The sequence below is a fragment of the Prosthecomicrobium sp. N25 genome (genome assembly GCF_037203705.1).
In the GTDB taxonomy this organism is placed as follows: Bacteria; Pseudomonadota; Alphaproteobacteria; order Rhizobiales; family Ancalomicrobiaceae; genus Prosthecodimorpha.
In genome coordinates this window covers 1,907,630-1,921,594 of the sequence record NZ_JBBCAT010000001.1, presented here as the reverse complement: position 1 = coordinate 1,921,594, position 13,965 = coordinate 1,907,630, and the positions used below count along the sequence as shown (strand labels likewise).

Below are 13,965 nucleotides of genomic sequence, written 5' to 3'. Positions count from 1 at the left end.
ACAAATCCGCGTTTGTGCCGGGTCCCTCACGCAGGCATCGTCCCGGCAACGGACGATGTCATCGGGAGGAAGTCGCACGATGCTGCTGCAGGGCAAGACCGCGGTCATTTCGGGAGCCGCGTCGAAGCGGGGCATCGGCCTCGCCACGGCCCGGCGCTTCGCCGCCGAGGGCGCGCGGATCGCCATCCTGGACATCGACGGGCCGGCGGCCGCGGAGGCCGCGGCGTCGCTCGGGCCGAGCCACATCGGCCTCGCCTGCAACGTCGCCGACAAGGCCTCCTGCGAGGCGGCCGCGGCGCGGGTGCTGGAAGCCTTCGGGCATGTCGACGTGCTGATCAACAACGCCGGCATCACGCAGCCGGTCAAGTTCATGGAGATCACCCCTGAGGACTGGCGGCGGATCCAGGCCGTGAACCTCGACGGCGTGCTCTACCTGTCGCAGGCCTTCGTGCCACACATGCGGGCGCGGAAGTCCGGCTCGATCGCCTGCATGTCCTCGGTCTCGGCGCAGCGCGGCGGCGGCATCTTCGGCGGCCCGCACTATTCCTCGGCCAAGGCCGGCGTGCTCGGCCTCGCCAAGGCGATGGCGCGCGAGCTCGGGCCGGACGGGATCCGGGTCAACTGCGTGACCCCGGGCCTGATCGCCACCGACATCACGGGCGGCAAGCTCACCGACGAGCTGAAGGCCAAGATCATCGAGGGGATCCCCCTCGCGCGCCTCGGCACGGCCGAGGACGTGGCGGGCATCTACACGTTCCTCGCCTCCGATCTCTCCGCCTACGTGACCGGCGCCGTCATCGACGTGAACGGCGGCATGCTGATCCACTGACGTCCATCCCGCACACCGCCGCCGGACCCGCTCCGCGTTCCTCCCCCGACCCAGCGCTCCGCGGGCCGGGCCGGCGGCCGAAGGAAGATCGAAAACGATGAACGCCATCGGGGCTCAGGCCCTCACCAACGTCAGCCTCGCGGAACGGGCCTACCGGATCCGCCGCAACGCCCTGAGGATGGGCGAGGTCCAGGGACAGGGCTACATCGGCCAGGCGCTCGGCGTCGCCGACGTGCTCGCCGTATCCTATTTCCACGCGCTCACCTATCGGCCGGACGATCCCTACTGGGAGGGCCGCGACCGCTTCTGCCTGTCGATCGGCCACTACGCCATCGCGCTCTACGCCGCCCTCGTCGAGGCCGGGATCATCCCGGAGGACGAGATGATGACCTACGGCGGCGACGACAGCCGGCTGCCGATGTCCGGCATGGCGGCCTACACGCCCGGCATGGAGATCACGGGCGGCTCGCTCGGCCAGGGGCTCGGCGTCACGGTCGGGATGGCGCTCGGGCTGAAGCGCAAGGGCTCGAAGGCCTGGGTCTACAACATGATGTCGGACGGCGAGCTCGACGAGGGCTCGACCTGGGAGGCCGCAATGTCGGCTGCCCACTGGAAGCTCGACAACCTGATCACGGTGGTCGACGTCAACAACCAGCAGGCCGACGGGCCGTCCACCAAGATGTTGAGCTTCGAGCCGCTGGTGCCGAAGTGGGAGGCGTTCGGCTGGTTCGCCCAGCGGGTCGACGGCAACGACATCGACGCGCTCGTCCGGGCTTTCGACGCCGCGAAGGCTCATCCTTGGCCGCAACCGCGCGTCATCGTCTGCGACACCCGGATGTGCAAGGGCGTGCCGTTCCTGGAGACCCGCGACATCACCCACTTCATCCGCGTCGAGCCGCACGAGTGGTCGCTCGCCCTCGAGGTCCTGGACGCCGGGAGGCCCGCATGACCGCCCATGGGAAATTCCGCCACGAAGCCCTGAAGCCGAAGCCGCTCGCGCCCGGCGAGGAGCGGACGCGGCTCAAGACCTCCGCGATGATCGCCTCGATCGCCGCCGAGGGCCAGGCGACCCGGCCGGCGCCGTTCGGCCATGCGCTGGTCGAGCTGGCGAAGACTCGGCCCGAGATCGTCGGCATGACGGCCGACCTCTCCAAGTACACCGACCTCTACGTCTTCGCGCAGGCCTTCCCGGACCGCTTCTACCAGATGGGCATGGCCGAGCAGGTGCTGATGAGCGCGGCGGCCGGCATGGCGCGGGAGGGCTTCCTGCCCTTCGTCACCACCTACGCGGTCTTCGCCTCCCGACGCGCCTACGACTTCATCTGCATGGCGATCGCCGAGGAGGCGCTCAACGTCAAGATCGTCTGTGCGCTGCCGGGGCTGACGACCGGCTACGGCCCCTCGCACCAGGCCACCGAGGACCTGGCGATCTTCCGCGGCCTGCCGAACATGACCGTGATCGACCCCTGCGACGCGCTCGACATCGCGCAGGCGACGCCGGCGATCGCGGCCCACGAGGGCCCGGTCTACATGCGGCTCCTGCGCGGGAACGTGCCCCTCGTGCTCGACCGCTACCCGGACTATCGCTTCGAGATCGGCAAGGCCAAGCTCCTGCAGGACGGGAAGGACGTGCTCTTCGTCTCGACCGGCCTGATGACGATGCGGGCCATCGAGGCGGCCGACGCGCTGAAGGCGGACGGCATCGACGCCGGCATCCTGCACGTGCCGACGCTGAAGCCCTTCGACGCCGAGACGATCGTGCGCGAATGCGGGAAGGGCGGGCGGCTGGTGGTCGTCGCCGAGAACCACACGATCGTCGGCGGCCTCGGCGAGGCCACAGCGGCGGCCCTGCTCCGGGCCGGCGTCGCCCCGCGCTTCCGGCAGATCGGCCTGCCCGACGCCTTCCTGGACGCCGGCGCCCTGCCCACCCTGCACGATCGCTACGGCCTGTCGACACGCGCGGTCGTGCACAGCGTCAAGGGCTGGCTCTGAACGAGCCACCCTGCCCGGAATGCCGCAACCGCCGCACACCCACAAGCGGCGGACAAGAAGTCGCGCAAGCCCACGAACCCTCGGGAGGACCCCTCATGACCCTCAGCCTTACCCGTCGCACGCTCCTCGCCGGCTCCGGCGCCGTGCTGGCCACGCCCGCCATCGTGCGCTCGGCCTTCGCGGCCGTGTCGCTGACCCTCGGCCACGGCGCCGCGCCCGGCAACCCGCGCACCGTCGCGGCCGAGGCCTTCGCCAAGGCGGTGGCGGACAAGACCGCCGGCCGCATCACGGTCAAGATCGCCGGGTCCGAGCAACTCGGCAACGACAGCGCGATGCTGACCTTGCTGCGCACCGGGGCGCTCGACCTCACGGCCAACAGCCAGGGCGCCACCTCGGCGGTACTGCCGGAATTGGCCGCGCTCGGGCTGCCGTTCCTGTTCAAGGACAACGTGGCGGCCAACAAGGTGATGCAGGGCGACATCGGCGCGGAGCTCGAGAAGCGGCTCGACGCGGTCGGCATCGTCCCGCTCGACTGGTGGGACAACGGCATCCGGCACATCACCAACTCCAAGCGCGCCATCAACGTGCCGGACGACCTGAAGGGCCTGAAGATGCGCACGCCGGCCGATCCGATGACGGTCGACATCTTCACCGCGCTCGGCGCCTCGACGGCCCAGATCGCCTTCGGCGAGCTCTACGTGGCGCTGCAGCAGGGTGTGGTGGACGGGCAGGAGAACCCGCTGGCCAACATCTCGTCGGCCAAGCTGCACGAAGTGAACAAGTTCATCACCCTGTCGGGCCACAAGTGGGAATCGACGCCCTTCCTGATGTCGAAGATCTCGGTCGGCAAGGTCGGGGCCGACCTCGCGGTCGTGAAGGCGGCCGCCAAGGAGGCCGGCGTGCTGCAACGCCAGCTCATGCTGGAGTCCGACGTCAAGCTGCTCGAGGCCTACAAGGCCAACCCGGCCGTGGCCGTGAACCAGGCCGACTTGGCGTCCTTCCGCAAGGCGACCGAGGGCGTCGTCGAGAGCTGGAAGAAGAAGCCGTTCGGCGATTTCGTCGGCCGCATCGCCTCGGCCGCGGCCTGAGCCGGACGGGTCCCATGTCCGGAGCTTCGGCCGCGGGAGGCGGCAACGGCGGCGGGACGGCGGAAGGCCGTTCCGCCCTGCTCGGCGCCGCCACCCTGGCGGACCGGGCGATCAGCGGCATCTGCAAGCTCGTGGTCGTGGCGACCGGGATCGCGCTGACCGTCATTCTGTCGGTCAACGTGCTCGCCCGCTACGTGCTGGCGAGCGGGAGCATCAAGGCCTTCGACGAGCTGCCGGAACGGCTGTTCCCCTGGTTCATCGTGGCCGGAATCGTTCTTGCCGCTCAGGGCGGCGGGCACATGTCGGTCGACAGTTTGCTCGACCGGCTCGGGATCCGGGGAAAGGAGATCCTCATCCACGTCGTGCATGCGATCGTGGCCGGCTCCTACCTGTTCCTGGCGGGCGAGGCGCTCAAGCTCGCCGACATTGCCGCCATCGAAAAGAGCCCCGTTCTCGAGCTCCCGGGCAGCCACGGCTACTGGGCGATCGCGGCCGGCTGCGTCCTGCTCGCCGTCGTGGCGATCGCCTCGAGCCTGCGCATCCGGGCCCGCGGCCTGGAGGCGCGCTATTCCCTCACCTACAGGGACGTCTGACCCGTGAGCACGATCCTGGTCCTGGCCTTCTGCGTGCTCATGGTCCTGGCCGTCCCGGTCGGGCACGGGCTCGTCATCGCGTCCGCGGCCGCCATCCTGTGGGACGGCACGCTGCCGCCCCTGATCGTCGTCCAGCAGATGTTCCAGCAGACCCAGTCCTTCCCCATGCTGGCGCTGCCCTTCTTCATGCTCGCCGGCAGCCTCATGATGGGCGGGCGGCTCGGGCAGGACCTTCTGCACTTCGCCTCGGAGGGCATGAAGCGCTGGACGGGCGGCGAGCTCTCCACCACCGTGGTCGCCTCCTGCGTGTTCGGCGGGGTCTCGGGCAGTGCCGTCGCCAACGCCTCGGCGCTCGGCTCGGTGCTGATCCCCTGGCAGGTCAAGCGCGGCTATCCGGCGCCCCTCTGCGCGGCCAACAACTCGACCTCGGCGGTGATCGACATCCTGATCCCGCCGTCGATCCCGATGATCCTCTACTCGCTCGTCAGCGGGACGAGCGTCGCCGACCTCTTCGTCGCCGGCGTGCTGCCCGGCATCCTCATGGCGGCGGGGTTCATCGCGGTCTGCTGGTTCATCTCCAAGAAGCGGGGCTACCGGCACAGCGAAACGATCGTCAGCCGGGCCGACCTCGGGCGCCTGGCGCTCCGCTCGTCGCCCGCCCTCGCCATGCCGGTCCTGATCCTGGTGGGCCTGCGCTTCGGCTTCGCGACGCCGACCGAGATGGCAGTGCTGGCGGTCCTCTACGCCATCGTGCTCAGCGTCTTCCTCTACCGCGACCTCACCCCGGGCCGCTTCGTCGAGGCCATGATCGAGGCCGGACAGGCGACCGGGGTGGTGATGCTGGTCATCATGGGCAGCGCCGTGTGCGGCTGGATCCTGACCTTCGACCAGATCCCGCTGCGCTTCTCGACCTGGGTGGCCGAGACGATCACGAACCCCTGGGCGATCATCATGGCGATGAACGTGCTCATGCTGGTCGTCGGCATGCCGCTCGACCTGCCGCCCGCGATCCTGCTGCTCGGGCCGATCTTCGTGCCGATCGCCCAGCAGATCGGCATGGACCCGGTCCAGCTCGGCCTGGTCATGGTGCTGAACCTGGGCATCGGGCTCTACACGCCGCCGATCGGGACCACGCTCTTCATCTCCGCCTCGATCGCGAAATCCAGTCTCAGCGACACGACGCGCGAGCTCTGGCCCTTCTTCTTCGTGGCGCTCGCCCTGCTGGCGGCGCTCAGCTACGTGCCGGCCCTGACGCTCTACTGACCCGCAAGTGGCCGAAGACGGCATGTCGGCGGCCCGCCCCGAGGGCCGCCGACGCGCAGGTCCGTCCGCGGCTCAGGCCGCGGGCGGATCCGACTCTCCGCCGACCGGCTGGTCGACGCCGACCAGGTTCCAGAGCAGCGCGATCGCGGCCGTCCAGGAGAAGTCGCGACCGCCGAGCGGCGCCCCGGTGACCGGATCGAAATACTCGGCGAAGCCGTGCCGGGTGGTGAGTTGCCCGGTATCGCGGCGGATGCGCGCGGCGATGTCGTCATGCCCGTAGTGGGCGAAGCCGTCCGCGATCATGAAGTTCACGACGGACCAGACCGGCCCGCGCCAGTAGCGGTGGGGGTCGAAGCGCGGGTCGCCGGGATCGGTCGACGGGACCATGCGGGCGACCCGGCCGGCCCAGGCGCGGAAGCGCGCCGCCGCCGCGTCCGCCTCGGCCTGGCTCGCGGCCCGCGCGTAGAGCGGGAGGAAGCCCGCCGAGACGGAGGCGTCGGCGAGGCGGCCGGAGACGAGGTCCTTCGAGCGCCAGCTCCCGTCCGGGGCGACGAGGCCCGCGAGGGCGGCGGCGGATCGGTCCGCCCAGGCCTCCAGGCGCGCCGCCATCCCGGGCTCTGCGAGCGCGCGGGCGAGCGCGGCGAGGTCCCGGTCGGCGCGGATCAGGATCGACTGGATGCCGATGTCGCAGACCCGGAAGGCGGACTCCACGGCGATGCGGCGGTTGTCCCAGCCGGTCGCGCGGGCGGCGGTCACCAGGGTCATGACGCGATTGTAGAAGTCGTCGGTCGGACGTTCCTTCGGGTCGACGCGCTTGTTGTCCTGGCGGAGGTGGCCGACGCTCACCGTGGGCACCACGGCGGCGAGCGGGGCGTCCCATTCGGGGGAGTTGTCGCGCCCGGTCTCCCACGGGTTGACGACGCGGACGAGGCCGGAGCCGTCCGGGTCGCGCACCTCGTGCCACCAGGCATGGGAGGCGAACAGCTTCGGCAGCAGCGCCCGCGCGCGCGCCTCGGCGGCGACGCGGTCGCGCGCCGCTTCGACAATGCGCCAGGCCGCGGAGGCGGCGACCGGGGGCTGGGTGATGCCGGAGCTGCGCGGCGCGGTGGCGGGCGTGCCCCAGTGCTCCGGGCCCGGGTAGTAGCCCTCGGCGTCGACGTGGAAGACGATGTGCGGGACCATGCCGTCCGGCCACTGGGCCTCGAACAGGCGCTCGAGCTCGGTGAAGGCGCGGTCCTCGTCGAGAAGGGCGAAGCCCATGGCGACGAAGGCGGAATCCCAGTTCCACTGGAACGGGTAGACCCGGTTGTTGGGGACCGTGTAGCCGCCGCGGTCATTGGCGGCGAGGATGGCGCGGACGGTCTGGGCGGGCATCAGGCTGCACTCCGGATCGCCACCTCGGTGGCGGGATCGATGAAGACCAGTCGGGCGGGATCGAGCGCGAGGCCGATCACCTCGCCGCCGCGCACGGCGGCGGTCGGCGGAGCGACCACGCGGGCGAGGTCGTCGCCGACGGTGCCCGTCAGGAGCAGGTGGGAGCCCATCGGCTCGGCGACGCGGACCCGGAACGGAACCCCCTCTCCGGCCGGCAGCAGACCGGCGTCCTCGCCGCGGAAGCCGACCACGATGGCGCCGTCGCGCGGGGCGGCGAACTCGGCGGCCCCCAGGCGGACGCGCCCGCCGCGCGCCTCGGCGGCGACGAAGTTCATGGGCGGCGAGCCGACGAAGCCGCCGACGAAGCGGGTGGCGGGCGTGGTGTAGACCGATGTCGGCGGCTCGCACTGGACGATGCGGCCCTTGTGCATCACGGCGATGCGGTCGGCGAGACCCATGGCCTCGGTCTGGTCGTGGGTGACGTAGACGGTCGTGGTGCCGGCCTCGCGCAGGACGGCCTTCAGCTCCGAGCGCATTTCGAGGCGCAGGAGGGCGTCGAGGTTGGAGAGCGGCTCGTCCATCAGGAGCACCGCCGGCTCGACCGCGAGCGCACGGGCGACGGCGACGCGCTGGCGCTGGCCGCCGGAAAGCTTGGCGGGGTAGCGGTCGAGGTAGGGCTCGATGTGCAGGAGCCGCGCCGCCTTGTCGACCTGGCGGCGGACCACCTCGTCGGGCTGTTTCTGCATCCGCAGCCCGAAGGCGACGTTCTCGTAGACCGTCATGTGCGGGAACACCGCGTAGTTCTGGAACACCATGGCGAGGCCGCGGTGCATGGGCTTCAGGTCGGAGACGTCGCGCCCGCCGATCAGGACCCGGCCCGAGGAGCGGGTCTCCAGGCCCGCGATGATGCGCAGAAGCGTGGTCTTGCCGCAGCCGGAGGGCCCGAGCAGGGCGACGAACTCGCCGTCGGCGATCTCCAGGCTGATCTCCTCCAGCGCCACGGCGGCGCCGAAGTTCTTTGCGATCCGGTCGATGACGATGCCTGCCATGTTGGATCCCTCAGCGGTTGCCGATGCCCCACATCGCGAAAAGGTAGCGACGCACGGCGAAGATGAAGACGACCGACGGCACGATCAGCACGAAGCCGCCGGCAAATCGGTAGTGGAGCGGGCTCTCGGAGAGGACCGAGAGCAAGTAGGCGGTCAGCGTCCGCTCGCGCACGGTCAGCACGCTGGCGGCGAAGACCTCGTTCCAGGAGATCACGAAGGCGAAGATGCCGGCCGCCGCGAGGCCCGGGGCGGCGAGCGGGACCACCACCTTGAGGATGGCCTGCCAGCGCGAGGCGCCGAACACCCAGGCGGCCTCCTCGAGCTCGCGCGGGATGCCCTGGAAGAGGCTCGCCAGCACCAGGACCGCGAAGGGCAGCGCCAGCGCGGTGTGGATCAGCGAGACGCCGAGCGGCGTGTCGTAGAGGCCGACGCGGATGAAGCTCACCGTCAGCGGCAGGGCCAGGATGGCGAGCGGGAAGGCGCGCGTCATCAGGACGAGGAGCCGGAAGGCGTTCTGGCCGCGGAAGTCGTAGCGGGCGAGCGCGTATCCGGCGGGGGCGCCGAGCGCGATCGAGAACAGCATGGTGAGCCCGGCGGCGATCACCGAGTTGAGCGCGGCGTTCCAGACCCCCTCGATCTCCAGGAAGGTCTGCAACTGGGCGAAGGAGAGGTTCGCGGGCCAGAGCGTCTTCGGCCAGCGGAAGGCGCCGGCCCGGCCCCCGAGGGCGCCGAGGCCGATCATGTAGATGGGCAGCAGGATCCAGACGCAGAGGGTCAGGACGCCGGTGACGTAGACGAGACGGCGGGCGGCGGTCATGGCCGGGCCTCCGGGGGCGTGCGCAGGAGACGGATGTAGACGGCGGTGGCGGTGAGCGAGATCGCCATGATCAGGACCGCGTAGGCGGCCGCCACGGCGTAGTTCTGGTTCTCGTTCTGCCAGAGGTAGGCCTCGCCGACGAGCACCGGCAGGTTCTTGCCGCCGAGCGCGTAGACGACGCCGAAGACCTCGAAGGCGAGAACCGTGCGCAGGATCAGGGCCGACTGCAGGCTCGGCTTCAGGAGCGGCAGGGTGATCCGGCGGAAGCGCGTCCAGGGGCCGGCTCCGAAGACCTCGGCGGCCTCGGCGTATTCCTTTGGGATGAGCTGGAGGCCGGCGACCAGGACCACCAGGACGAGCGCGGTCGCCCGCCAGACCTCCGCGAGCACGACGCCGAGGAAGAGGGTGGCGGGCGTCTCGTAGGAGAGCCAGGAGGTGCGCCCCTCGATCACGCCGAGGGCCGCGAGCGCGCTGTTCAGGTAGCCGGCGTCGGACAGGATGGCGAGCCAGACGAGCCCGGCCGCCAGGTCGGAGACGCCGAGCGGGATGGTCCAGATCCAGAGGACGACGTCGCGGCCGACGCTCATCTTCTGCAGCATCAGCCCCATGCCGAGGGCGAGCGCGATCTGCAGGGGGACCACCACGGCCACGAGCAGGAAGGTGTTGCGCACGGCGGCCGCGAAGTTGAGGTCCGTCACCATGCGCCGGTACGCCTCCAGCGACACGCCGCCGCCCTCGGCGGTCAGCGACAGCACGAAGGTCTGGACCAGCGGCACGAGGAACAGCACCGCCAGGAACAGAACGGCGGGGCCGATCAGCACGTAGGGCAGAAAGCGGGACGTGGTCATCGGAAGGTCATGCCTCCGGGTTGACGGCGGGTGACGCGGTCTGGAACTTGGGCTCGGGTCACGGCACACCCTCTCCGCCCGCATTCGCGGCCGGAGCGGAGCGGAGAGCCGGGAGCCAGCGCGGGGGTCGGGGCACGAGCGTGCCCCTGCGGCCAGCGCTGGACCCCGGATCTGCGGGCGCAAGGCGCCCTTGTCCGGGGATGCGGGGAGAGGGAGTGCCTTTTAGCTCCCCGTTAGGAGAGGGGTGCCGCTCCCTCGGTGTGGGGGAGAGGGGATGCCCTCTCCTCCGGGTTCTCGCCACGCAGAAACCTGGCCCCTCCCCTGCTGCTCCGAACCCGCCGCCCGCATTCCCGGCCGAAGCGGAGCGGAGAGCCGGGAGCCAGCGCGGGGGTCGGGGCACAGGCGTGCCCCTGTGGCCAGCGCTGGACCCTGGATCTGCGGGCGCAAGGCGCCCTTGTCCGGGGATGCCGGGGAGAGGGGTGCCCTCTCCCTTCGTCTGGCAGGGAGAGGGTGTGCCCCTCCCTGCACCTGCCGTCACTTCACCGGGCAGGGACCGTCCGAGGCGGCGTCGGGGGCCCAGCAGGGCGCCTTGGAGGCGGCGATGACGGCCTTGAGGGCCTCCGCCTGGCTGTCGAGCACGGCGCGGACCGGCTCGCCCTTGAGGACGACGCGCTGGAAGGTGTCGATGTAGACCTTGTTGAACTCGCCGCCCTTGTCGCCGAGGCCGACCGGGAGCAGCACGTTGACGAGGTCCTTGGAGGCCTGCGTCTTGGCGAGGCCGTCGGCGATCAGCTTGACGCCCGGAGGCAGGTCGCCGGGGAGCTTGGCGGAGACCACGGGGAAGAAGCCGACCTCGGCGGCCGTGATCGCCTGGGTCTCGGGCTTGGTCAGGTGCTCGATCAGGGCGACCGCGCCGGCGCGGTCCGGAGCGCCCTTGGGGATCGAGAGGCCGGCGAGCACCACCATGGCGCCGCGGCCCTTCGGTCCGGCCGGGCTCGGCACGACCACGTAGTCGTTGGGGGCGGCCGTCAGCGCCTCCTTGACGCGGGCGACGTGGTCCCAGGCGATCCACACGTCGCCGGCGAGCAGCGGCTCCTGCATGAAGTCGTAGGAGGTCGAGTTCGGGTTCACGGAGGCCCAGAGCGCCTTCAGGTCGGTCCAGCCCTTCTCGGCCTCGGCGGAGCGGAACTCGGTGACGGTCGAGGCGGCGTAGGCGGGCACGAGGCTGCCCTGCAGGAAGCGATTCATCAGGCCCTTGGGGCCGGCCGGGAAGCCCAGCATGCGCTTGCCGGTCTTCTCCTGGATCGCCTTGCCCCACTGGGCGAGCTGGTCGAAGGTCAGCGCCTCGACGTTGGCGCCGGCGGGCAGGAAGGGCAGCGCCTGCTTGTTGACGACGAGCACGTAGCTCGCCTGCATCCAGGGGATCATCAGGACGTTGCCGGTGCCGAACTTGCCGGCGTCGACCAGGCCCTGCGGGAAGCCACGGTCCTTGAGCTTGGCGACCACGTCGTCGAGCGGCTCGAGCGTGCCGGCGAGCGGGGCCATCTCGCCGTGGCCGGCGCCGTAGAGGCTCGCCGACACCTTGCCGGCCTGCTGCTCGGCGCGGGCGCGGACCACGAAGGGCGCGGGCTCCTCGGTGACGTAGGCGGTCTTCGGGCCGCCCTTGAGGATCGCGCCGCGGACCTTCTGGGCCTCCTCGATCGGGCGGAGCTGGGTGGACAGGAAGACCACCTCCTGGGCGCGGACCGGCGCGGCGGTTGCCGCCAGGAGGCCGGCGAAGGCGGCCGCACCGAGCGCGGCGATACGGAAATTCGTGTGGACTCCCATGGCTTTCCTCCTTGTTTTCGATGCTTCGATTCCGGGTCTTCAAGCGCCCTCTGAAGGGGGCGGGCCGACGCTGCCGCGGTCGATCGCGACGACGTCGAGGACGGCCTGGAGATCCTCGGCCGGCACGCCGTCGATGCGGGCGAGGACGAAGTCGGCGAGCTTGCGCGAGGCGTCGGCCAGCGGCAGCTCGAGACTGGAGAGCGGCGGATCGGTGTAGGCGGAGGCCGTCAGGTTGTCGTAGCCGAGCACCGAGAGGTCGCGCGGAACCACGAGCCCCGCCTCCCGGGCGGCGTGGAGGACGCCGTGCGCCTGCCGGTCGGTGGCGGCCAGGATGGCGGTCGGGCGGCCGGGGCCGGCAAGACTCGAGCGGGCGGCGTCGTGGCCGTGCGCCTCGTCGGCGACGCATTCGACGACCTGCGGCTCCAGGCCCGCCTCCGCCATGGCGCGCAGGTAGCCGCGCCGGCGATGGCCCGCGAAGGAGAAGGCGGAGGGCGCGGCGAGATGCAGGATGCGCCGGTGGCCCAGCGCGATCACCCGGCGGGTGGCGTCGTGGAGCGCCTTCTCGCCGTCGGCGTCGACATAGGCGTAGGGACGGTCGCTGTCCGTGCGCCCCATGCAGACGAAGGGGAATCCGACGTCCTGGAGGTAGCGGACGCGCGGGTCGTCGCGCCGGGTGCGGACGATGATGAGCCCGTCGGCCCGGCGGCTCTCGACGATGCGGCGGTAGAGGGCGGCCTCCTCCTCCCCCGGCGGGGCGGCGAAGAGGCTGAGGTCGTAGCCGCGTTTCGACAGGGCGAGGCCGATCAGCGACAGGAGCTGGATGTAGAGCGGCTCGTTGAACTGGCCGACGGCCGTGGGCAGGACGAGCGAGACGACTTCGCTGCGCCCCTTGGACAGGCGCCGGGCGGCGGCGTTCGGGCTGTAGTTGGCGGCCCGGGCGGCGGCGAGCACCCGCTCGCGCGTGGCCGGCGCGACGGTGTCCTGCCCGTCGAGCGCCCGCGACACGGTCGCGACCGACAATCCGAGCGAACGTGCGAGGTCCCTGAGGCCAGCCATCGTCTCCCCCGATGTAACCGGTTACATCGATGCCATGAAACCGGTTACATAGCAAGAGCGCTCGTTCAAATGACCGAAATCGGACAGGACGTCAGGTGAACAGCGCGACCGAGGCGAAGACCAGGACGGCGATCCAGACGGTCTCGATGACCATGAGGCCGATCGGCCGCCAGCCGACGGCGAGGAGCTTCTTGAAGGAGGTCTTCATGCCGAGCGCCGCGATGGCGACGACCAGGCACCAGCGGGAGAGCTCGGTGATGATCGCCCCCAGGACCGGCGGGATGAAGCCGAAGGAGTTGACCACCATCAGGGCCGCGAAGCCGAACAGGAAGGTCGGGAGGGGTGCCCGTCCGGTCCCGCCGCCGGCCCCGGTGCGGGCGACGTAGAGGCCGATGGCGAAGACGACGGGCAGCAGCATGGCGACCCGCAGGAGCTTCACGTAGGTCGCCACGTCGCCGGTCTCGTTGGACACCATGTAGCCGGCGCCGACCACCTGGGCGACGTCGTGGATCGTGCCCCCGAGGAAGATGCCGGCCTGCGTGTGGTTGAAGCCGAGCGCGGCCACGATGGCCGGGTAGACCACCATGGCGATGGTCGAGAGCGCCGTGACGGTGACGACGGTCAGGATCGTGTCCCGGTCGTCGCGCTCCCGGTCGGGCAGAACGGAGGCAACGGCGAGCGCCGCGGAGGCGCCGCAGATGGCGACCGAGCCGCCGGAGAGGATGCCGAACCAGGGCCGGAGCCCGAAGGCGCGGGCGACCGCCAGGCCGATCAGGATCGTCGACGCCACGCCGACCACGACCGTCAGGACCGGCTGCAGGCCGAGGCTGGCGATCTCGCCGAAGGTGACGCGCACGCCGAGGAGCGCGACGCCGAGGCGAAGGATCGTGCGGGACGAGAACTCGATGCCCGCGACGCAGCGCCCCTCCTCGTGCAGGAAGTGGAAGGCCATGCCGATCAGGAGGGCGAAGAGCATCACGGGCGTGGCGTAGTGCTGGGAGAGCCATGTCGCGGCGAGCGCGATGGTGCCGGCCGTCAGGACGCCCGGGTAGACGGCGCGGAGGAGGGCCGCCCGGGGCAGCCTGTCCAGCCAGGTCGCGCGCGACGGCGGCGGGGCCTGGTAGAACACGCCCTCCATGCTGTCGAAGGAGGCCTCCATCGACACGCGCCGGCCGGCGTCCACCCTGTCCGTCGTCATGCTCCCCCCCGTCGCTGCCGGCCGACGCTCG

At 71.0% G+C, this 13,965-nt stretch carries 13 protein-coding genes; 6 read left to right on the top strand and 7 right to left on the bottom strand.

Annotated features, from left to right (window positions below; translation table 11 throughout):
- Positions 1-79: 79 nt before the first annotated feature.
- The 6 genes from WBG79_RS08665 to WBG79_RS08640 all read left to right on the top strand — a co-directional run bounded on the left by WBG79_RS08665 (position 80) and on the right by WBG79_RS08640 (position 5,765).
- Positions 80-829 (top strand): SDR family NAD(P)-dependent oxidoreductase, encoded by a 750-nt coding sequence (locus WBG79_RS08665; RefSeq protein WP_337356705.1) that lies wholly within the window; start codon positions 80-82, stop codon positions 827-829.
- 97 nt (positions 830-926) lie between these two features.
- Complete coding sequence (locus WBG79_RS08660; RefSeq protein ID WP_337356704.1) at positions 927-1,778, top strand: transketolase; 852 nt, start codon at positions 927-929, stop codon at positions 1,776-1,778.
- Complete coding sequence (locus WBG79_RS08655; protein ID WP_443147418.1) at positions 1,775-2,821, top strand: transketolase family protein; 1,047 nt, start codon at positions 1,775-1,777, stop codon at positions 2,819-2,821. Before WBG79_RS08660 ends, WBG79_RS08655 begins: the two co-directional genes overlap by 4 nt.
- Positions 2,822-2,916: 95 nt before the next feature.
- The gene (locus WBG79_RS08650; protein WP_337356703.1) at positions 2,917-3,909 is read left to right on the top strand and encodes a TRAP transporter substrate-binding protein; all 993 of its coding nucleotides are present in this window, start codon (positions 2,917-2,919) and stop codon (positions 3,907-3,909) included.
- Positions 3,910-3,923: 14 nt separating this feature from the next.
- Positions 3,924-4,502: a TRAP transporter small permease gene (locus tag WBG79_RS08645; protein WP_337356702.1), complete on the top strand. Its 579-nt coding sequence runs from the start codon at positions 3,924-3,926 to the stop codon at positions 4,500-4,502.
- Positions 4,503-4,505: 3 nt separating this feature from the next.
- Positions 4,506-5,765, top strand: a complete 1,260-nt coding sequence (locus tag WBG79_RS08640; RefSeq protein WP_337356701.1) for a TRAP transporter large permease — start codon at positions 4,506-4,508, stop codon at positions 5,763-5,765.
- A 72-nt stretch (positions 5,766-5,837) separates the two neighbouring features.
- Here the strand turns inward: WBG79_RS08640 and WBG79_RS08635 are convergent, their stop codons facing one another.
- The 7 genes from WBG79_RS08635 to WBG79_RS08605 form a co-directional block, all read right to left on the bottom strand.
- Entirely contained in the window at positions 5,838-7,139 is a 1,302-nt protein-coding gene (locus WBG79_RS08635) for an MGH1-like glycoside hydrolase domain-containing protein (RefSeq protein WP_337356700.1), read from the bottom strand.
- Entirely contained in the window at positions 7,139-8,188 is a 1,050-nt protein-coding gene (locus WBG79_RS08630; protein ID WP_337356699.1) for an ABC transporter ATP-binding protein, read from the bottom strand. Before WBG79_RS08630 ends, WBG79_RS08635 begins: the two co-directional genes overlap by 1 nt.
- Before the next feature lie 10 nt (positions 8,189-8,198).
- Entirely contained in the window at positions 8,199-9,005 is an 807-nt protein-coding gene (locus WBG79_RS08625) for a carbohydrate ABC transporter permease (protein WP_337356698.1), read from the bottom strand.
- Positions 9,002-9,853, bottom strand: coding sequence for a carbohydrate ABC transporter permease (locus WBG79_RS08620; protein ID WP_337356697.1), 852 nt, complete (start codon positions 9,851-9,853; stop codon positions 9,002-9,004). Before WBG79_RS08620 ends, WBG79_RS08625 begins: the two co-directional genes overlap by 4 nt.
- A 534-nt stretch (positions 9,854-10,387) precedes the next feature.
- Positions 10,388-11,680 carry an ABC transporter substrate-binding protein gene (locus tag WBG79_RS08615; RefSeq protein ID WP_337356696.1) on the bottom strand — a complete coding sequence of 431 codons (1,293 nt, stop codon included), beginning with the start codon at positions 11,678-11,680 and terminating at the stop codon, positions 10,388-10,390.
- Positions 11,681-11,719: 39 nt separating this feature from the next.
- Positions 11,720-12,736, bottom strand: coding sequence for a LacI family DNA-binding transcriptional regulator (locus WBG79_RS08610; protein ID WP_337356695.1), 1,017 nt, complete (start codon positions 12,734-12,736; stop codon positions 11,720-11,722).
- Positions 12,737-12,827: 91 nt separating this feature from the next.
- A complete protein-coding gene (locus WBG79_RS08605; RefSeq protein WP_337356694.1) occupies positions 12,828-13,934 on the bottom strand; it encodes a YeiH family protein in 1,107 nt (368 codons plus the stop codon).
- Positions 13,935-13,965 lie beyond the last annotated feature (31 nt).

Coding starts and splice junctions, on each gene's coding strand:
- WBG79_RS08665 (WP_337356705.1), top strand. CDS start 80: ATGCTGCTGCAGGGCAAGACCGCGGTCATTTCGGGAGCCGCGTCGAAG.
- WBG79_RS08660 (WP_337356704.1), top strand. CDS start 927: ATGAACGCCATCGGGGCTCAGGCCCTCACCAACGTCAGCCTCGCGGAA.
- WBG79_RS08655 (WP_443147418.1), top strand. CDS start 1,775: ATGACCGCCCATGGGAAATTCCGCCACGAAGCCCTGAAGCCGAAGCCG.
- WBG79_RS08650 (WP_337356703.1), top strand. CDS start 2,917: ATGACCCTCAGCCTTACCCGTCGCACGCTCCTCGCCGGCTCCGGCGCC.
- WBG79_RS08645 (WP_337356702.1), top strand. CDS start 3,924: ATGTCCGGAGCTTCGGCCGCGGGAGGCGGCAACGGCGGCGGGACGGCG.
- WBG79_RS08635 (WP_337356700.1), bottom strand. CDS start 7,139: ATGCCCGCCCAGACCGTCCGCGCCATCCTCGCCGCCAATGACCGCGGC.
- WBG79_RS08630 (WP_337356699.1), bottom strand. CDS start 8,188: ATGGCAGGCATCGTCATCGACCGGATCGCAAAGAACTTCGGCGCCGCC.
- WBG79_RS08625 (WP_337356698.1), bottom strand. CDS start 9,005: ATGACCGCCGCCCGCCGTCTCGTCTACGTCACCGGCGTCCTGACCCTC.
- WBG79_RS08620 (WP_337356697.1), bottom strand. CDS start 9,853: ATGACCACGTCCCGCTTTCTGCCCTACGTGCTGATCGGCCCCGCCGTT.
- WBG79_RS08615 (WP_337356696.1), bottom strand. CDS start 11,680: ATGGGAGTCCACACGAATTTCCGTATCGCCGCGCTCGGTGCGGCCGCC.
- WBG79_RS08610 (WP_337356695.1), bottom strand. CDS start 12,736: ATGGCTGGCCTCAGGGACCTCGCACGTTCGCTCGGATTGTCGGTCGCG.
- WBG79_RS08605 (WP_337356694.1), bottom strand. CDS start 13,934: ATGACGACGGACAGGGTGGACGCCGGCCGGCGCGTGTCGATGGAGGCC.